This is a genomic window from Pseudoxanthomonas sp. LjRoot127 (genome assembly GCF_964253495.1).
GTDB lineage: Bacteria > Pseudomonadota > Gammaproteobacteria > Xanthomonadales > Xanthomonadaceae > Pseudoxanthomonas_A.
On record NZ_CAXUQR020000001.1, the window covers coordinates 1,489,558 to 1,507,321 of the forward strand.

Consider the following 17,764-nt stretch of genomic DNA (forward strand, 5'->3'; position numbering starts at 1 on the left):
AGGCGCCCTACAGCTTCACCACCACCTTGCCGAAGTTCTCCCCGCGCAGCAGGCCGATCAGCGCGCGCGGTGCGTTCTCCAGGCCCTCCACGATGTCCTCGCGGTAGCGGATCTTTCCTTCGGCGAGCCAGCCGCCCATCTCGCGCAGGAACTGCGGATACAGCGCGATGAAGTCGTACTGGATGAAGCCGCGCACGGTCAGGTGCCGGGAGAGGATCTGGCCCATCAGCCACGGCATGCGGTCGGGCCCGGCCGGCAAGGCCTTGTCGTTGTAGTGCGCCACCAACCCGCAGACCGGGATGCGGGCGAAATCGTTGAGCAGCGGCACCACGGCATCGAACACCGCTCCGCCGACGTTCTCGAAATAGACGTCGATGCCGTCAGGGCACGCGGCGCGCAGCTGGTCGGCGAAATCCGGGGCGCGATGGTCGAGCGCGACGTCGAAGCCGAGTTCGTCGTGCAGGTAGGCACGCTTGCGCTCGCCACCGGCGATGCCGACGGTACGCGCCCCCTGCAGTTTCGCGATCTGGCCGACGGTCGCGCCGACCGGTCCGCTGGCGGCGGCCACCACGACCGTTTCGCCGGCCTGCGGTTTGCCGATTTCATGCAGGCCGACATAGGCGGTGAAGCCCGGCATGCCATAGACGCCCAGCGCGGTGGTCAAAGGCGCCACGCGTGCGTCCAGCGTGCGCTTCAACCCCTTGCCATCGGCCACCGCATGCGTCTGCCAGCCGCCGTGCGCAAGCACGACATCGCCCACCTTCAGATCGGGGTGGCGGGAGGCGACCACCTCGGACACCGTCCCGCCCTCCATGACCTCGCCGATCTCGACCGGCTTGGCGTACGAGCGTCCGGCATTCATGCGTCCGCGCATGTACGGGTCCAGCGACAGGTAGCGGTTGCGCAGCAACACCTGGCCATCGGCGGGAGCAGGCAGCGGCACCTGTTCCATCCGGAAATCGTCGGCCGTCGGCTCGCCCTGCGGGCGGGCGGCCAGCACGATGCGGGTGTTGCGGGTGGGATCCTGGCGGGTCATGGCGGCGTGTCCGGCGGTGCGATGCGTCGCAGTCTAGCGAGGCCGCGTGCGGATGCGATGAAGCGTGGCCGCGGCGCGACGGCCGCCATGCGGGCTGAACATGCTGCGTGCTAGGCTCCGCGCACCTTTCTGGAGGCCTTCCCGATGACGATACGCATGGTTCCGCTGTCCCTGGCGCTGGTGGCCGCACTGGCCGCATCGCAACCCGCATTCGCCGCTTCGCCGGCCAAGGCCGCGGACGCCGCGCACACGCTGTCGGCATCCGATGCCGCCGCGCTCGACACCGTGCTGAAGGGCGAGTGGCGCGATGCCAAGAACACTGTGCGCGACGTCCATCGCCATCCGAAGGAAACCCTCGCCTTCTTCGGCGTCAAGCCATCGCAGACCGTGGTGGAAATCACCCCCGGCGGCGGCTGGTATTCGGAGGTGCTGGCCCCGTACCTGAAGGCGGAGGGGCGTTATGTCGCTGCGGTCGTCGATCCGGCGGCAGCGGCCGAGAAGAGCCGCAGCTACTACCAGCGCAGCGTCGATGGCCTGCAGAAGAAGTTCGTCGATGCTCCCGCGCAGTTCGACAAGGCGGTGACGGTGAAGTACGACCCCGCCGCTCCGGTCTTCGGCGCGGCCAATTCCGCCGACGTGGTGCTGACGTTCCGCAACGTGCACAACTGGCGCAGCGCGAACCAGGCCGAAGGGATGTTCAGGGGCTTCTTCGCCGTGCTCAAGCCCGGCGGCGTGCTGGGCGTGGTGGAGCATCGCGCGAACCAGGACGTGGCGGCAGACGACGACACCGGCTATGTCAGCGAGGCGCAGGTGATCGCGCTGGCGAAGGCCGCCGGCTTCCAGCTGCAGGCGAAGAGCGAGATCAACGCCAATCCGAAGGACACCAAGGACCACCCGAACGGCGTGTGGACGCTGCCGCCGTCCAACAACCACCCGGAAGCGGACCGCGCGAAGTACCAGGCCATCGGGGAAAGCGACCGCATGACGCTGCGGTTCGTGAAGCCCTGACAGGGGTGCGGGCGTCGCGATGAGCGTTCCTCACGATGATGCGCACGCGGGCCAGGGTCGACGTCCTTGGCGAGCGTTGCTGGCGATCGCCGCCATCGTCCTGGCGGCGGCGCTGGCCTTCGCCTGGGTCGCGGGCCGGATCGGGCCGGAAACTCGCCTGACCGCCCCGCGGCTGGTCGACGACATCGAGAACGGCAAGCCCTATCCGGGCTTCCGGCGCGCGCACAGCAAGGGCATGTGCGTGTCCGGCCATTTCGTCCCGACGCCGCAGGCCGCTGCGCTGTCGCGTGCCCGCGTCTTCGCCCAGCCGAGGACGCCGGTGCAGGGGCGCCTGTCGATCGGTGGCGGCGATCCCTTCGGCGCCGAGGCGCAGGCGCGCGTGCGCAGCTTGGCGCTGTCGTTGCGGACGGACGACGGGCAGGAATGGCGGATGGCGATGAACAGCTTCCCGTTCTTCGCGGTGGCCACGCCGGCTGGCTTCCATGCACAGATGCTGGCATCGCGCCCCGATCCGGCCACCGGCAAGCCCGACCCGGCGAAGATGGCGGCGTTCCTCGCGCAGTATCCGGAAGCCGCCCGCTTCCAGGCCTGGGCGAAATCCGCGCCGTGGTCGAGCAGTTGGGCGAACACGGACTACAACGGCGTGAACGCCTTCCGATTCATCGATGCACAAGGCCGCTCGCGCTTCGTGCGGTGGTCGATGCGACCGCAGGCCGCGTTCGAACCGTTGGCCGACACCGCACGCCGGCAGGCCGAAGCGGATTACCTGCAACGCGAACTGCAGGGACGGCTCGCCCGGGGCCCGCTGCGCTGGGACATGGTGGTCACGGAAGCGGTGGCCGGCGATCCGGTCGATGACCCGTCGCAGCCGTGGCCGGCGTCGCGGCCGCAGCAGGTGGTCGGCACGCTGGTGCTGGACCGCAGCGAGGCCCAGGCCACTGGCGCATGCCGCGACGTGAACTACGACCCCACCGTGGTGCCGGACGGCGTGGCGCTGTCCGGCGACCCCATCCTCGCTGCACGCGCCGCTGCGTACAGCGTGTCGTTCAATCGTCGCGAGCGCGAGACTGCGCGCGGCGACATCGCGACGCCGCCGTCCGCATCGGACGCGGAGGTGGGCCGGTGAACCGTCACGGCCATTTCGATGCGGTCGCGCGCCTGCTGCACTGGGGCATGGCGGTCCTGATCCTGACGATGCTGTTCGTCGGCGTCGGCATGGTCGCGTCGCTCGCCTGGCGGCCGGCACTGGTCGACCTGCATCGCCCGCTGGGCATCGCCGTGCTGGTGCTGGCGTTGGTCCGCCTGCTGTACCGCTGGCGCCACCCGCCACCTCCCCTGCCCGCTTCGCTTTCCCGCCCGCAGGCGCTCGCGGCGAAGGGGTCGCACGTCGCGCTGTATGCGGCCATGCTGGCCATGCCGCTGCTCGGTTGGGCGATGCTGTCGGCCGGCGGCTATCCGGTCCGCATGACCGCCACCTGTTCGCTGCCACCGATCCTTCCGCACGATCCCGCCCTGTACAGCGCCCTGCGACAGGCTCATGGCGTGCTGGGCTATGCGCTGTTCGCGCTGATCCTGCTGCACGCGGCGGCAGCGCTCCACCATGCCTGGGTGCATCGCGATGGCGTTTTCGAGGCCATGGCGCGCGCAAGACCCCGTGGGCCGGCGACGCCCGATAGCCAGCCGCCCGAGCCGCCGGCGCCGGCCGCCTGAGTGACGGACCCGACACTCCATCCGCGCGGCAATGCGCATCGTGGTCGATGGCCGGACCGCCGCGCGTGCTGATCGCGTTCAACAAACCCTTCAACGTGCTCTGCCAGTTCACCGACCGCAGCGATCCGCCGCGGCGGACACTGGCGGAATTCGGCCTGCCGCCGCGCGTCTATGCGGCGGGTCGGCTGGATTACGACAGCGAAGGCTTGCTGCTGCTCACGGACGATGGCGCGTTGGCGAACCGGCTGACCGATCCGCGCCACAAGCAACCGAAGACGTACTGGGTGCAGGTTGAAGGCTCGCCCACCGAAGATCAGCTGGACGCGTTGCGTCTTGGCGTGGTGTTGAACGATGGACCGACGCGACCTGCGCTGGTCGAGCGTCTGGATGACGCGCCGGCGTTGTGGCCGCGCGATCCGCCCGTGCGCTTCCGCAAGTCGGTACCGGATGCGTGGCTGTCGGTCACCATCACCGAAGGTCGCAACCGCCAGGTCCGGCGTATGACGGCGGCCGTCGGCCTGCCCACGCTGCGACTGGTGCGTACGTCGATGGGCGATACCCGACTGGGTGACCTGATGCCGGGCATGTGGCGCCCGCTGTAACGCGGGCGCCAAGCCATCAGACATCAGCTCTCGGCGGTGCGCGCCGTGCTGCGCGGCTTGCGCGGCGTTCCGGTCTTGCGTGCCGTGGAGGTCTTGGCCGTGCCATTGACCTTGCGCGCTTCAACGCGGCGCGACTTGCCTTCGATCGCACCCGTGGCCTGGTCCTGCTTGCGCTTGCGGTAAGCGACCAGGGCCAGCAGCCCGACGCCGATACCGGTGGCCACGGCGACGGCAGGATTGCGACGCACGAAGCCCACGGCCAGCCTGCCGCCGGTCTTCGCCACGCCGAGCGCGGCGCCGGTCTGCAGCAGCTTGTCGGCGCTGGGAACCGCATGCTTGAGGCTGGTACCGGCCTGGCTGGCCAGCTCGAGTGCGCGATCGGTGATGGTGGTCAGCTTGCTCATGGCGTCTTCCCTGAAAGGGGTGGGGAGGACGCCAGTGTCCGGCGCTGGATGTTTACGTGGTGTTAGTTCCGCTGCCCCGCGCTGGCCGCCGGCTGAACGTGATGCGCGTAAAGCACGCGAACGAGAGGCGGATGCGCGAGGCCGTGCGATGAGGCGAGCTTCATGCGGTCGTGCGCATGGCGCACGCTACGTACCGCGCGGCTTCGCCCGATGGGTCGCCTGGGCGCTCCAGGGATCGTCGGGCCACGGATGCTTCGGGTATCGCCCCTTCATCTCCTTCTTCACCTCGGCGTAGGTCGAGTTCCAGAAGTTGCGCAGGTCGGAGGTCACCTGCAGGGGTTTGCCGCCCGGTGAGAGCAAATGCAGCAGGACGGGCACGCGGCCGTCCGCCACGCGCGGGGTATCGGCCAGGCCGAACAACTCCTGCAGCTTCACCGCCAGCACCGGCGGCTGGCCGTGCGCATACTCGATGCGGCGCTCCATGCCCGACGGCACGGTGATCCGCGTGGGTGCGAGCGCATCGATGCGCTGGCGCAGCGACCAGTCGAGGCCGGACTTCAGCGCGTTCGCCAGATCGTCCTCGCCCAGCGCATCCAGCCGCGTCTTGCCAGCGAAGGCGGGCTTCAGCCAGGTATCGAGCGTCGCCATCAATGCGTCGTCGGACAGGTCGGGCAGGCCGAGGTCGGGCATCCACTCGCGCAGGCAGCGCACGCGTTCGCGCCATTGCTGCAGCGATTCGGGCCACGGCAACGCGTCCAGACCGAGGTCGCGCACCGCATCGGTCAGCGCGGCGGCGGCGAGCACGGGATCCACGCGTCCGGCAGGCCGCGCGTCGAACACGATCTGGTCGAAGCGCGATTCGCGTTGCGCCGACAGCGCGCGCCGCGACGCATCCCAGCGGACGGTGTCCTCGGTGACGAAGCGATCGGCGAAGTCGCGTCGCAGTCGCCGTTCGTCCAGCGGCGCGGCCCGCTGCACAAGCGCGTCGCGCGCTTCATGGCGAAGCTCGCTGACCACGATCCACGGCTCGCCGACCATCGCACTGTCGTCGAACAGCCGTGCGCTGCGTCCGTTCGCCAGCAGGTAGCGCCGCGCGTCCTGGGGATGCTGGAAACCGATGCGGTCCGGAAACGCATGCATCAGCACGTCGCCCAGGCGATGCGCTTCAACGGAGGATGGCGGCGCTGCGTTCTCACGCACGCGGCGGCGCCACTGCTTCGCGGCGGCTTCGATCGCGGCCAGGCCGGAGCGGTTCGCGTCCTGCGGCGCGCGGCCGCTGCGGAACGCCGCCAGGGCGCGCCAGCGCGCGGCCAGCGCATCGCCGCCCATCCGCAGTGGATCGCGCGCTTCGACCAGCGCGGCGAGGTCGCAGGCGAGCGCGCGGTCCTCGCCCTCGCCTGCCGACAGCAACATCGCCGCGAGCCGCGGATGCGTGCCGAGCGCGAGCATGCGCTTGCCCAGCGGTGTGATGGCGTTCGTCGCCGTCAGTGCGCCGAGGCGGCGCAACAGGTCGCGCGCGGCGTTCATCGCGCCGGGCGGCGGGGCATCGACGAAGCGCAGGTCGTCGCTGCCCCATGCGGCCAGCTCCAACGCCAGCGCGCCGAGTTCGACCAGCGCGATCTCCGGCCGCCGTTGCGGATCCAGCCGCTGCGACTGCGGCCACAGGCGATACGCCCACCCTTCGGCCACGCGACCAGCGCGACCGGCGCGCTGGTCGGCGGAGGCCTGCGAGATGGTCGTCACTTCCAGTCGCGAGAAGCCGCTGTTCGGGTCGTATGAAGGCTCCCGCGCCTGTCCGCTGTCGACCACCACGCGCACCCCGGGCAGCGTCACCGACGATTCGGCGACGTTGGTCGCCAGCACGACGCGGCGTCGGCCCTGTGGATCCGGCTGCAACGCTTCGGACTGTTTCTCCACTGGCAATTCGCCATGCAGGGCGAGGACGACGAAGTCCTCTTTTCCTTCTCCCCTCGGGAGAAGGTGCCCGGAGGGCGGATGAGGGGCGAGCGCAGTCCTGTTGCCGGCCCCATCGCGACTTTCGTTACCCCTCTCCCCAACCCCTCTCCCGGTGGGAGAGGGGCTCAACATCGCCTCCAGCCGCGCGATCTCGCGCTGGCCCGGCAGGAATACCAGCACATCGCCGGGATGCGATTGCACCGCATGCTCGACGGCGCGACGTACCTGGACCTCCAGCGCCTCGTCGCGGCGCGCGGGGAAGTGCGCGACCTGGACCGGGAAGCCGCGGCCTTCGCTGCTCAGCCGTGGCGCATCGAGGAACCGCGCCAGCTTCTCGCCGTCGAGCGTGGCGGACATCACGACGATGCGCAGGTCCTCGCGCAGCTGCGCCTGCACGTCCAGCGCGAGCGCCAGACCGAGGTCGCCCGCCAGGTGGCGTTCGTGGAATTCGTCGAACAGGATCGCACCGACGCTCTCCAGCATCGGATCGTCCTGGATCATCCGGGTCAGGATGCCTTCGGTGACCACTTCGATCCGCGTGTCCGGCCCGACCTTGTTCTCGAAGCGGATGCGGTAGCCCACCGTCTCGCCGACGGCTTCGCCGCGTTGCTTCGCCATGAAACCGGCCGCCGCGCGCGCCGCCACGCGGCGGGGTTCCAGCATCACGATCTTGCGGCCCTGCAGCCACGGCTCGTCCAGCAGCGCCAGCGGGACCTGCGTGGTCTTGCCCGCACCGGGCGGGGCTTCCAGCACCAGGCGCGGATGGTCGGACAGGCTGCGGACGATGTCCGGCAGCAGTGGGGTGATCGGGAACGTGGGTGATGGCATGCGGTGGGAAGGATAAGGCTTTCCCGGTCGAACTCTTGCACCTGGATGTGGGAGCGACGTAAGTCGCGATGAATCACCGCGGAAGCCGCATCGCGACTTACGTCGCTCCCACATCGCACATCCCAGAACCCAGCGCCTACACCGGCTAAAATGCCGCCATGGATCTCATCGACATCGGCGCCAACCTCACCCACGAAAGCTTCGACCACGACCGCAACGCGGTGCTCCAGCGCGCGCGCGAAGCCGGCGTGGTGCAGCAGGTGGTCACCGGCGCCAGCCGCGAGCATTCGCCGACGGCCCTGCGCCTGGCGCAGGCGCATCCGGGCGAGCTGTTCGCCACGGCAGGCGTGCACCCGCACCACGCCACCGAGTACACCGACGAATGCGACGCCGAGATGCGCGCGCTGCATGCGCATACCGAGGTCGTCGCGGTGGGCGAATGCGGACTGGATTACTTCCGCGATTTCTCGCCGCGGCCGGCGCAACGCAAGGCGTTCGAGCGGCAGCTGCAGATCGCGGTGGACACCCGCAAGCCGCTGTTCCTGCACCAGCGCGACGCGCACGACGACTTCGTGGCGATGATGAAGAACTTCGACGGCCAGCTCGGCCCGGCCGTCGTGCACTGCTTCACCGGCACGAAGAAGGAACTGTTCGACTGCCTGGACCAGGACTGGTACATCGGCATCACTGGTTGGCTGTGCGACGAACGCCGCGGCCTGCACCTGCGCGAGCTGGTGAAGAACATCCCGGCGAACCGGCTGATGATCGAGACCGACGCGCCCTACCTGCTGCCGCGCACGGTGAAGCCGCAGCCCTCGCATCGCCGCAACGAACCGATGTACCTGGCCCACATCGTGGCCGAGCTGGCGCGCGACCGCGGCGAGGACATCGAGGTCACCGCCGCCGCCACGACGGCGACGGCGCGCGCGTTCTTCCGGCTGCCGGAAGGCGCCTGAGCAGGACCGCGTCAACCGACCTTGGTGTCCTCAGACTTGGCCTGCTGCATGGCCTCGGGTTCGAGCTCTTCGGCACTGCGGTTGAGGCGGACGAACACGCCCCACGCCACCAGCAGCAGCGCCGCCGAGCCGCCGATCGCGAAGACGTAAGGCAACTGCCGGGGATCTTCGTGCATCAGTTCGAACGCGGCGACCAGCGTCTCGATGGACAGTGCGATGACGATGACGACGAGGAAGCGCGACAGGTAACGCCGCACGCGTGTGGGACCACTGACTTTCACGTCGCGCTGCACTTCTTCTTCGAACACCGTCTGCGCCAGCTCCAGCGCGACCAGCCCGATGGTCAGCATGCCGATGCTCTCGAGGATGTTGTCGAAACGGCCGCGCAGGCCGGCGTCGTTGCCCGCGATGACCACGCCATGCCACAACTCGCTCGCGGCCAGGACGACGAGCGCGATGGCGGCGGCGAAGAACAGGGCGATGATGGCCAGGTGGCCGGCGAGGAACAGCTTGTGCAGGTGCTTCATGGCGACGCCCCGGAGCGGTGGCGAAGCATGGAGGCAGACAGCGTCAGGGCGGCGTGAAGCCGGGAGCGGACGCTCTCCCCTCGCGTGGCAGGTTCAACCCGCGCAGCTGCGTCCTTCTCCGGCCCCCCACAGCGATGCCAGTCCCTGCCGATAGTCGGCGTGGCGCGGCCGCCAGTGCAGCGCTTCCCGGGTCTGCTGCGCGTCGATGCGCTTGCTTGCCCCGTAGAAGCGACGCAATGCCGGTGATGCGCGTTCGGCGTCGTAGGGTTCGGCCGGCGGCAACGGCAGGCCGCTGAGCGCGGCGGCGTGGGCCAGCACCTCCTGCGGCGGTGCCGGCAGCTCGTCGGCGATCAGGTAGGTCGCGTCCGGCGTGCGCGTATGCCATAGCGAAGCGGTGATCGCGTCGCAGGCGTCATCGACATGGATGCGGTTGAACACTAGGCCGGGCTTCACCCAGTGGCGTGCCGTGCCGTCGGCCAGTTGGCGCAGCGCGTTCCGGCCGGGCCCGTAGATGCCCGCGAGCCGGAACACGCCGCAGGGGATGCCGCGTCGCCGCGCGAGTTCACGCCATTGCCGTTCCGCTGTCAGCCGCATGCGCGCGGTGGCATCGGTGCCGTCGGCGACGGATGCCGCGTCGACGATGCCGCCCTGCCGGTCCGCATACACGCCGGTCGAGGAGAGATAGCCCGACCAGCGCAGCCGTTCGTTCGAGGCCAGCGCATCGGCGAGCAACGGCAGCGCGGGATCGCCGTCCGCACCGGCCGGCATCGAGCCGAGGATGGCGTCGGCCTGCGCCAGCGCATCCAGCAGGCGGGGATCGACCGGCAGCCGGCCATCGAAACGGTGGCGCATCGGGTCTTCGGGGTCGGGCGTGCGTGTCGTTCCCACGCAGCGCACGCCGTGCGCCCGCAGGCGCTGCGCGAAACGCGTACCCGTGTAACCCATGCCGAGCACGACCAGCCGCCGCAACCAGGGCGGCGGCGCGTCCGGGCTCATGCGTCGCGTTGCTGTTCGTAGGCCTGCAGCGCGACCCACGCGGTCTGCAGTCGCGGCACGTCGACACTGTCGGACCGCGCACGACGCACCATGTCGCCGACGATATGAGAAGCCTCGATGCGCTGGCCCGCTTCCAGGTCACGCAGCATGGACGCCTTCAGCGGCGAATCGGGGGCCGTCAGCGTTTCGCGCGCCGATGCCTGGGCAGACGGCGGCACCGGCCGGCCCGACGCCGCGGCGACCGCCAGGCATTCCTCGTGCAATGCCGTCATGAAGTCCACGCCACCTTCGCACGCCACGATCGTGCCGATCGGCGCGCGCATCAGGCAGGTGCCGGCGGCCAGCGCGGTCAGGAAGCTGTACTTCACCCACTGCGCCTGCGCGATGTCCGGCGTGTACAGGTGATCGATGGCCGCCTGCGCGCAGGCGGCCGCGAGCGCCTTCAGACGGTCCTCCGATGCCTGCCCGTCGCGTTCGCCAAAGGTCATCGATGCGGGTTTGCCGAGGTGCAGGATGTCGCCGTCGGGGCCCAGCGTGGCGCTGATGAAGCACAGCCCACCGAGCACGTTATCGAAGCCGAAGCGCGCGTCGAGCGGTTCGTAGTGGCGCAGCCCGTTGAGCAGCGGCACCACACGCGCCCCCGCGTCGACCGCAGGAGCGATGGCGTCCAGCGCACTGTCAAGGTCGTAGGCCTTGCAGCTCAGCAGGATCAGGTCGAACGGCGCGACATCACGGAGTTCTTCAGCCGTGATGACCTGGGCGGGAACATCCGCATCGCCCAGCGGGCTGCGGATGCGCAGGCCGCGTTCGCGCATCAGCGCCGCGCGCGCGGGACGCACCAGGAAGCTGACGTCGATCCCGGCCTGCGCCAGCCGGCCGCCGAAATAGCCGCCGGTGCCGCCGGCGCCAAGTACGAGCAGGCGCATCAGCTGCGCAGCCCCACGCCCTTCTTCAGCAGCCACAGCCCCAGCGCGCCCAGACCGACCACGAACGCCAGCATCAGCGCATAAGCAATCCACAGCGGCACGTCGCTGGTGCCGAGCAGGCCGTAGCGGAACGCGTTGACCATGTAGAAGATCGGGTTCGCGTGGGTCAGCGCTTCCGCCCACGGCGGCAGCAGCGTCACCGAATAGAACACGCCGCCCAGGTAGGTCAGCGGGGTGAGGATGAAGGTCGGCACGATGGCGATGTCGTCGAACTTCTTCGCATAGGCCGCATTGACGAAACCGGCCAGCGAGAAGATCGTCGCGCCCAGCAGCACCGTGGTGATGGTCACCAGCGGGTGCGGGATGCGCACCTTGGTGAAGAACATCGCGATCACCAGCACGATGGCGCCGACCAGCAGGCCGCGCAGCACCGCACCGGCCACGTAGCCGAGCAGGATCACCCAGTTAGGCATCGGGCTGACCAGCAGCTCCTCGACGTGTCGGCCGAACTTGGCGCCGAAGAACGAGGAGGAGATGTTGCCGTAGCTGTTCTGGATGATGCTCATCATCACCAGGCCCGGCACGATGAACTCCATGTAGGTATAACCGCCCATGTCGCCGATCTGGCGGCCGATCAGGCCGCCGAAGATCAGGAAGTACAGCGTCATGGTGATGGCCGGCGGCACCAGGGTCTGGCCCCAGATGCGCAGGATGCGGGCGACTTCGCGGCGGACGATGGTGCCCAGCGCGACCATGTTCGGGGAACTCATGCCGCCTTCTCCTTGGTGCCATCGCCATTGCCGGTCATGCGCACGAACAGTTCCTCGAGGCGGTTGCTCTTGGTGCGCATCGAGCGCACGCGGATGCCGGCGTCGTTGAGCGCGGCGAACACGCGGTTGAGGTCCATCGCACGCGGCATGTCGAGGTCCAGCGTGTGGCCGTCGGTGGCCGTCAGCGTGGTGCCCTCGATCACCGGCAGCTGGGCCGGCAGGTCGCCGTCGATGTCGAACAGGAATCCTTCCACGTCCAGCTTGGCGAGCAGCGTGCGCATCGGGCCCTGCTCCACGATCACGCCGCGGTCGATGATGGCCAGGTTGCGGCAGAGGCTCTCGGCTTCTTCCAGGTAGTGCGTGGTGAGGATGATGGTGGTGCCGGCGGCGTTGATGTCCTTCAGCGTCTTCCACATGCCGCGGCGGATCTCGATGTCCACGCCGGCGGTGGGCTCGTCGAGGATGAGGAGCTTCGGCCGGGTCATCATGGCGCGCGCGATCATCAGCCGGCGCTTCATGCCGCCGGACAGCGTGCGGCTCATCACGCTGGCCTTCTCCCACAGCTGCGCCCGCTTGAGTTCCTCTTCCGCACGCACCAGCGCTTCGGCGCGCGGGATGCCGTAGAACCCGGCGTAGTTCACGCAGATGTCGAGCGGCTTCTCGAACATGTTGAAGTTGATTTCCTGCGGCACCAGTCCGAGCAGGCGCATCGCGCCGTCGCGGTCCCGGTCGATGTCGACGCCGAACACGCCGACCTGGCCGCTGCTCTTGTTGACCAGCGAGCTGACGATGCCGATCAGGGTGGACTTGCCGGCGCCGTTCGGCCCGAGCAGGGCGAAGAAATCGCCGGGTTCGACCTGCAGCGAGACGCCCTTGAGGGCCTGCACGCCGGTGTCGTAGACCTTGCGCAGGTCGGTGATGGCCAGCGCGGGAACCGCCGCCGGAGCCGTTGTCGTGGACGCCATGGGATACCTTGTGGCGCCGCGACGGCGCCCGGGGGGATGCGAGCGCTTATTATAGGCGTCCCGCCGGGGCCGACCCGGGCCACACAGTGTTCCAGCCGCCTTGGCGATCGTGCATTTCCCTTTGAAGCTCGTCGGACGCCGCATGCTGGCGCCCAGCGTCGGCCACTACAGTTTCGTCCGCGACGACGGGCAGCCATTGGATTTCATCCCCGGCCAGTTCATCCAGGTGCATTTCGCCTATGCCGATGGCACCGCGACCAAGCGCAGCTATTCGCTGGCGACGATCCACGACCATGCGATGGGCCCGGGCGACGCGGTGGAGATCGCAGTGAGTTACGTGCCGGGCGGTGCGGCCACTGCCTTGTTCGAGGGCCTGCCTGAAGGCGGACACGTGGAAGCCAGCGGCCCGTTCGGCCGCTTCTGCCTCATGCCCGGCGACCGCAACGCGCGCTACCTGCTGATCGCCACGGGTACCGGCGTCACGCCTTACCGCTCGATGCTGCCGCAGCTGGAAGCCCTGATGGCCGAGCGCGGCGTCGAGGTCGTGCTGCTGCAGGGTGCACGGACGCCGGCCGAGTTGCTGTACGGCGACGAGTTCCGGGCCTTCGCCGATGCGCATCCCGGCTTCCGCTTCGTGCCCTGCTTCTCCCGCGAGCTGCCCGACGACCCCCATCCCGATGTGCGCCAGGGCTACGTGCAGCAGTTCCTGCCCGAGTTCGCTCCCGATGCGGCGCGCGATATCGCCTATCTGTGCGGCAACCCCAACATGGTGGACGCCTGCTTCGAGGCGTTGAAGGAACACGGCCTGCCGGTTCCCCAGATCCGTCGCGAGAAGTACGTCAGCAGCAAGTAGCCCGTCGCGATGCCGGGCTTCCCGGCACGCCGTCCCGTTTCTTTGGTCACATCCGGCCTGCCACGTCGTCATGGCATGCTGGAACCAGCCTACAACGGGACAGATACATGGAATTCCAGTTTCGTCGAACACTCGCGCCAGCCCTGGGCGCCCTGATACTCGCCGGCTGCAACGGCGCGGCCCCGGGCCCCGACCAGCAGGCCGTTCGCCACTACGGCGCGCTGGCTTTCACGCCCTGCACGCTCACCGCGCCCTACCTCACCACGACGGTGGAAGCGCAATGCACGACGTACGAGGTGGCCGAGGATCCGGCCAGGCCAGAGGGCCGCAAGGTCGCGTTGAACATCGCGTGGCTGCCGGCCACCAACGAGGGCGCGGCGACCGAAGACCCGGTGTTCTTCCTCGCCGGCGGTCCGGGGCAGTCGGCCGTGCAGGTCTGGCCGTCGATCGACGCGGCTTTCCGCGAGGTGCGCAAGTCGCGCCACATCGTGCTGGTCGACCAGCGCGGTACCGGCAAGTCGAATCCGCTGTCCTGCAAGGATGACGAAGGCCGCAACGCCTACGGCGATCCGGAGGACATGAGCGAGGCATCGGCGGCCGCGTTCGCCCGTGCCTGTGCGGCGTCGCTGAAGGCCGACCCGCGCTTCTACACCACCACGGATGCGGTGCGCGACCTGGACAGCGTACGCAAGGCGCTGGGTGCCACGAAGATCAACCTGGTCGGCGGTTCGTACGGTACGCGCGTGGCGCAGCAGTACGCCATGCGTCACCCCGACAGCACGCGCAGCGTGGTGATCGACGGCGTGGTACCGAACGAACTGGTGCTGGGCAGCGAGCACGCCCGCAACCTGGACGCTGCGCTGGCGCTGCAGTTCCAGCGCTGCCAGGCGACGCCGACCTGCAAGGAGCGCTTCGGCGACGACCTGCGCGGGCAGCTGCGCGCACTGATGACGCGCCTGGCCGCCGCGCCGGTGAGCACCGAGTACCGCGACCCGTCCACCGGCGAGCTCGTCACCGGTGAGGTCACCGCGGGCGCCGTCGCCGGCATCACCCGCATGTACTCGTACTACCCGCAGGGCGCTGCCCTGCTGCCGCTGGTGTTGAACGAGGCGCAGCAGGGCCGCTACGGCTCGCTGATGTCGCTGTCGAAGCTGCTGGAGACCCAGGTGGGCGACCAGTTCATGCACGGCATGCAGCTGTCGGTGATCTGCGCCGAAGACGCGGACCTGCTGAAGGCCGATCCGGCGGATGCGGACACGGTCCTCGGCAGCCTGCTCGGCGACACCCTGAAGACGCAGTGCACGGCGTGGCCCACGGGCAAGCGGCCGGCGGACTTCCACACCGCCTGGAACTCCGACATCCCCACGCTCATCGCGTCGGGCGAGCTGGATCCGGTCACCCCGCCGCGCTACGGCGAGCAGGTGCTGCGCACGCTGTCGAACGGCCGCCACTTGGTGCTGAAGGGCCAGGGCCACGGCACGTTCGCGGTCGGCTGCATGCCCAAGTTGCTGGGCCGCTTCCTGGAGACCGCCGATGCCAAGGGCCTGGACGCGACATGCCTGGACAGCCTCGATTACGTACCTCCCTTCACCAGCTTCAATGGCTGGGAACCGTGAGCCGCGCCACCGCGCGCCACTTCATTTCAATGGACATGACCGAATGATCATCGCCAACGACCTGCACAAGTCCTTCAAGACCAAGACCGGCACAGTCACCGCCGTGGACGGCGTCAGCTTCACCGCCCACGACGGCCAGATCACCGGCCTGCTCGGCCCCAACGGCGCCGGCAAGACCACCACCATGCGCATGCTGTACACGCTGATGACGCCTGATCGCGGCGAAGTCAAGGTCGACGGCATCGACACCGCGCAGGACCCCGTCGCCGTGCGCCGCGCACTGGGCGTGCTGCCCGACGCGCGCGGCGTGTACAAGCGCCTGACCGCACGCGAGAACATCGCCTACTTCGGCGAGCTGCACGGACTGTCGTCGAAGCAGATCGCCGAACGTACCCGGGCGTTGTCGGATGCGCTGGACATGGGCGACATCCTCGATCGCCAGACCGAAGGTTTCAGCCAGGGCCAGCGCACCAAGACCGCGATCGCGCGGGCGCTGGTGCACGACCCGCGCAACGTCATCCTCGACGAACCCACCAACGGCCTGGACGTGATGACCACGCGCGCGATGCGCAGCTTCCTGCACCAGCTGCGCGACGAAGGCCGCTGCGTGATCTTCTCCAGCCACATCATGCAGGAGGTCGCGGCGCTGTGCGACCGCATCGTCATCATCGCCAAGGGCACCGTGGTCGCCGCCGGCACCGCCGACGAACTGCGCGCGCAGGCGGGCGAGGACAACCTGGAGGATGCTTTCGTCAAGGTGATCGGTTCGGAGGAGGGCCTGCTGGCATGAACATGTTCCGCACTGTTTTCACCGTGATGCGCAAGGAGTTGCGCGATCTGTCGCGCGACCGCCGGACGCTGGCTCTGGCGTTGTTCCTGGGGCCATTGCTCTATCCGGCGCTGATGCTCGGCATGGGCTACCTGACCGAGAACCGCATCCGCACGCAGGTCGACAAGACCCTGGAGATTCCGATGGTCGGCGCCGAGCATGCGCCGAACCTGGTGAAGTTCCTCGCCACCAACGGCATCACCCCCGCCAAGGCGCCGGACAACCTGGATGCCGCGATCCGGTCGCAGGAGATCGACGTCGCGCTGCGGATCAGTCCCGCTTACGCGGAGGACTGGCGGAACGGGCGTCCGGCGCTGGTGGAGATCATCCGCGACAGCACGCGCCGCGACGCCGATATCCCCACGCAGCGTGTCAACGCCGCCCTGTCGGCTTACGCGCAGCAGGTCGGCGCGCTGCGCCTGCTGGCACGCGGCGTCGATGCGTCGGTGGCGCGACCCGTCAACATCGGCATGCAGGACCTGGCGACGCCCGAAGCCAAGCAAGGCATGCTGTTATCGGTGCTGCTGCCCTACCTGCTGATCCTCACCTCGTTCATCGGTGGCGCGTACCTGATCCTGGACGCGACGGCCGGCGAGCGCGAACGGCAATCGCTGGAACCCCTGCTGGCGACACCCGCGCCACGCAGCGCGGTGGTCAGCGGCAAGATCGCCGCCGCGTGCGTGATCGGCCTGACCACCCTGCTGTTGACGCTGTTGGCGTTCAAGTTCAGTGCGCAGTTCGCGGGCACGCTGGGCCGGCAGTTGAACGTGTCGTTCCTGTCGATGGGCAAGATGCTGCTGATCCTGCTGCCCATGCTCTTCATCGGCACCTCGCTGCTCACGTACCTGGCCGCGTCGGCCAAGAGCATGAAGGAAGCCCAGAGCCACATGACGTGGTTGATGCTGCTGCCGATGATCCCGACGTTCGCGCTGATGGCGAACCCGCTGAAGAGCCAGCTTTGGCAGTTCGCCGTGCCGTTCCTGGCGCAGAACCAGCTGCTGCTGAAGGTCATCCGCAACGAATACATCAGCGCGCAGACCTGGCTGGTCTATGTGGCGGCGGCATTCGGCGTGGCCGCGCTGCTGTGGTACGCGGCGGTGCGCCGTTACCACCAGGAGAAGCTCGCCGTCGCGGGATGACGGCGGCGCTCCCTGCCGGATGAGAAAACGGCCACCGTGCGGTGGCCGTTTTTTTTGACTCAGAACCGGTATTCGTAGCCCAGCGTCAGCGTCTGGGCGGTGACGTCGGCGTTGAACAGGTCGCCCTTGTTGTAGTCGTAGTTCAGGCTGAGGCCGTTGTTGTGGTCGAAGTCGTAACCCACGCCCACGCCCACGTACGGCTTGGTGGATCGTTCGCGCAACGACACGCCGTCGGCGCTCAGCTTCGAATTGACGCTCTGCGCGCCCGCACGCCCGGCGATGAAGAAGCCGGTGTTGTCGGCACCGAACGCCTTCTTGCCCACCACGCCCAGGCCGACCGCATCCATGTCGTAGGAAATACCCTGGATGGAACGGTCGCCGAGGATCGAATAGAACCCTTCGACGGCGAAGTGCGGGGTGACGTAATGGCCTATGCGCAGGCTGTAGGCGGTGTCGGTATCGTCGGCCGTCAGGCCGTCGACCTCGATCTCCAGGTCGCTGTGGCCGATCTCGGCACGGCCGTACCACTGGCCTGCCTGTGTGGCGGCGGCGGTGGTGGAGAGGGTCAGGCACGCCAGCGCAACCGCGCCGGCAACATTGAATCGCTTCATGGAATCCTTCCGTGTTGTTGTGATGTTCGCCC

At 68.6% G+C, this 17,764-nt stretch carries 18 protein-coding genes; 9 read left to right on the top strand and 9 right to left on the bottom strand.

Annotated features, from left to right (window positions below; translation table 11 throughout):
• Positions 1-7 precede the first annotated feature (7 nt).
• Positions 8-1,036 (bottom strand): NADP-dependent oxidoreductase, encoded by a 1,029-nt coding sequence (locus tag ACSQ19_RS06975; RefSeq protein ID WP_299344651.1) that lies wholly within the window; start codon positions 1,034-1,036, stop codon positions 8-10.
• A gap of 144 nt (positions 1,037-1,180) precedes the next feature.
• Between ACSQ19_RS06975 and ACSQ19_RS06980 the strand changes: the two genes are divergently transcribed.
• The 4 genes from ACSQ19_RS06980 to ACSQ19_RS06995 all read left to right on the top strand — a co-directional run bounded on the left by ACSQ19_RS06980 (position 1,181) and on the right by ACSQ19_RS06995 (position 4,356).
• The gene (locus tag ACSQ19_RS06980) at positions 1,181-2,044 is read left to right on the top strand and encodes a class I SAM-dependent methyltransferase (RefSeq protein ID WP_299344653.1); all 864 of its coding nucleotides are present in this window, start codon (positions 1,181-1,183) and stop codon (positions 2,042-2,044) included.
• A 19-nt stretch (positions 2,045-2,063) separates the two neighbouring features.
• On the top strand, positions 2,064-3,170 hold the full coding sequence (locus tag ACSQ19_RS06985; RefSeq protein ID WP_299344656.1) for a catalase family peroxidase: 1,107 nt from the start codon (positions 2,064-2,066) through the stop codon (positions 3,168-3,170).
• Positions 3,167-3,754, top strand: a complete 588-nt coding sequence (locus ACSQ19_RS06990) for a cytochrome b (protein ID WP_436000871.1) — start codon at positions 3,167-3,169, stop codon at positions 3,752-3,754. The genes ACSQ19_RS06985 and ACSQ19_RS06990 overlap by 4 nt, the downstream gene beginning before the upstream one ends.
• Positions 3,755-3,819: 65 nt before the next feature.
• Positions 3,820-4,356 (top strand): pseudouridine synthase, encoded by a 537-nt coding sequence (locus ACSQ19_RS06995; protein ID WP_436001129.1) that lies wholly within the window; start codon positions 3,820-3,822, stop codon positions 4,354-4,356.
• A 23-nt stretch (positions 4,357-4,379) separates the two neighbouring features.
• On the opposite strand, the gene ACSQ19_RS07000 is transcribed toward ACSQ19_RS06995, so the two are convergent.
• Entirely contained in the window at positions 4,380-4,760 is a 381-nt protein-coding gene (locus ACSQ19_RS07000) for a hypothetical protein (protein WP_296278731.1), read from the bottom strand.
• A 186-nt stretch (positions 4,761-4,946) separates the two neighbouring features.
• Positions 4,947-7,658, bottom strand: a complete 2,712-nt coding sequence (hrpB, locus tag ACSQ19_RS07005; protein ID WP_436000874.1) for an ATP-dependent helicase HrpB — start codon at positions 7,656-7,658, stop codon at positions 4,947-4,949.
• A 44-nt stretch (positions 7,659-7,702) separates the two neighbouring features.
• Here hrpB and ACSQ19_RS07010 point away from each other — a divergent pair, with 44 nt between their 5' ends.
• Entirely contained in the window at positions 7,703-8,500 is a 798-nt protein-coding gene (locus ACSQ19_RS07010) for a TatD family hydrolase (protein WP_436000876.1), read from the top strand.
• An 11-nt stretch (positions 8,501-8,511) separates the two neighbouring features.
• Here the strand turns inward: ACSQ19_RS07010 and ACSQ19_RS07015 are convergent, their stop codons facing one another.
• The 5 genes from ACSQ19_RS07015 to ACSQ19_RS07035 form a co-directional block, all read right to left on the bottom strand.
• On the bottom strand, positions 8,512-9,027 hold the full coding sequence (locus ACSQ19_RS07015) for a hypothetical protein (protein WP_296278728.1): 516 nt from the start codon (positions 9,025-9,027) through the stop codon (positions 8,512-8,514).
• A gap of 93 nt (positions 9,028-9,120) precedes the next feature.
• Complete coding sequence (locus tag ACSQ19_RS07020) at positions 9,121-10,023, bottom strand: epimerase (protein ID WP_436000878.1); 903 nt, start codon at positions 10,021-10,023, stop codon at positions 9,121-9,123.
• Positions 10,020-10,949 carry a 2-dehydropantoate 2-reductase gene (gene panE, locus ACSQ19_RS07025; RefSeq protein ID WP_436000880.1) on the bottom strand — a complete coding sequence of 310 codons (930 nt, stop codon included), beginning with the start codon at positions 10,947-10,949 and terminating at the stop codon, positions 10,020-10,022. The genes ACSQ19_RS07020 and panE overlap by 4 nt, the downstream gene beginning before the upstream one ends.
• Positions 10,949-11,719, bottom strand: a complete 771-nt coding sequence (locus ACSQ19_RS07030; protein WP_296278725.1) for an ABC transporter permease — start codon at positions 11,717-11,719, stop codon at positions 10,949-10,951. Before ACSQ19_RS07030 ends, panE begins: the two co-directional genes overlap by 1 nt.
• Entirely contained in the window at positions 11,716-12,684 is a 969-nt protein-coding gene (locus ACSQ19_RS07035) for an ABC transporter ATP-binding protein (protein ID WP_296278724.1), read from the bottom strand. Before ACSQ19_RS07035 ends, ACSQ19_RS07030 begins: the two co-directional genes overlap by 4 nt.
• Before the next feature lie 100 nt (positions 12,685-12,784).
• Between ACSQ19_RS07035 and ACSQ19_RS07040 the strand changes: the two genes are divergently transcribed.
• From ACSQ19_RS07040 to ACSQ19_RS07055, 4 genes are all read left to right on the top strand, one after another.
• Positions 12,785-13,537, top strand: a complete 753-nt coding sequence (locus ACSQ19_RS07040; RefSeq protein WP_299344675.1) for a ferredoxin--NADP reductase — start codon at positions 12,785-12,787, stop codon at positions 13,535-13,537.
• Between the two features lie 107 nt (positions 13,538-13,644).
• Positions 13,645-15,153 (top strand): alpha/beta fold hydrolase, encoded by a 1,509-nt coding sequence (locus ACSQ19_RS07045; protein ID WP_436000883.1) that lies wholly within the window; start codon positions 13,645-13,647, stop codon positions 15,151-15,153.
• Between the two features lie 43 nt (positions 15,154-15,196).
• Complete coding sequence (locus tag ACSQ19_RS07050; protein WP_296278721.1) at positions 15,197-15,943, top strand: ABC transporter ATP-binding protein; 747 nt, start codon at positions 15,197-15,199, stop codon at positions 15,941-15,943.
• Positions 15,940-17,121 (top strand): ABC transporter permease, encoded by a 1,182-nt coding sequence (locus tag ACSQ19_RS07055; protein WP_296278720.1) that lies wholly within the window; start codon positions 15,940-15,942, stop codon positions 17,119-17,121. The genes ACSQ19_RS07050 and ACSQ19_RS07055 overlap by 4 nt, the downstream gene beginning before the upstream one ends.
• 59 nt (positions 17,122-17,180) lie before the next feature.
• Here the strand turns inward: ACSQ19_RS07055 and ACSQ19_RS07060 are convergent, their stop codons facing one another.
• Complete coding sequence (locus ACSQ19_RS07060; protein ID WP_436000886.1) at positions 17,181-17,732, bottom strand: porin family protein; 552 nt, start codon at positions 17,730-17,732, stop codon at positions 17,181-17,183.
• Between the last annotated feature and the right edge of the window lie 32 nt (positions 17,733-17,764).

Coding starts and splice junctions, on each gene's coding strand:
- ACSQ19_RS06975 (WP_299344651.1), bottom strand. CDS start 1,036: ATGACCCGCCAGGATCCCACCCGCAACACCCGCATCGTGCTGGCCGCC.
- ACSQ19_RS06980 (WP_299344653.1), top strand. CDS start 1,181: ATGACGATACGCATGGTTCCGCTGTCCCTGGCGCTGGTGGCCGCACTG.
- ACSQ19_RS07015 (WP_296278728.1), bottom strand. CDS start 9,027: ATGAAGCACCTGCACAAGCTGTTCCTCGCCGGCCACCTGGCCATCATC.
- ACSQ19_RS07010 (WP_436000876.1), top strand. CDS start 7,703: ATGGATCTCATCGACATCGGCGCCAACCTCACCCACGAAAGCTTCGAC.
- panE (WP_436000880.1), bottom strand. CDS start 10,949: ATGCGCCTGCTCGTACTTGGCGCCGGCGGCACCGGCGGCTATTTCGGC.
- ACSQ19_RS07055 (WP_296278720.1), top strand. CDS start 15,940: ATGAACATGTTCCGCACTGTTTTCACCGTGATGCGCAAGGAGTTGCGC.
- ACSQ19_RS07035 (WP_296278724.1), bottom strand. CDS start 12,684: ATGGCGTCCACGACAACGGCTCCGGCGGCGGTTCCCGCGCTGGCCATC.
- hrpB (WP_436000874.1), bottom strand. CDS start 7,658: ATGTGGGAGCGACGTAAGTCGCGATGCGGCTTCCGCGGTGATTCATCG.
- ACSQ19_RS07000 (WP_296278731.1), bottom strand. CDS start 4,760: ATGAGCAAGCTGACCACCATCACCGATCGCGCACTCGAGCTGGCCAGC.
- ACSQ19_RS07020 (WP_436000878.1), bottom strand. CDS start 10,023: ATGAGCCCGGACGCGCCGCCGCCCTGGTTGCGGCGGCTGGTCGTGCTC.
- ACSQ19_RS07060 (WP_436000886.1), bottom strand. CDS start 17,732: ATGAAGCGATTCAATGTTGCCGGCGCGGTTGCGCTGGCGTGCCTGACC.
- ACSQ19_RS07050 (WP_296278721.1), top strand. CDS start 15,197: ATGATCATCGCCAACGACCTGCACAAGTCCTTCAAGACCAAGACCGGC.
- ACSQ19_RS07030 (WP_296278725.1), bottom strand. CDS start 11,719: ATGAGTTCCCCGAACATGGTCGCGCTGGGCACCATCGTCCGCCGCGAA.
- ACSQ19_RS06985 (WP_299344656.1), top strand. CDS start 2,064: ATGAGCGTTCCTCACGATGATGCGCACGCGGGCCAGGGTCGACGTCCT.
- ACSQ19_RS07045 (WP_436000883.1), top strand. CDS start 13,645: ATGGAATTCCAGTTTCGTCGAACACTCGCGCCAGCCCTGGGCGCCCTG.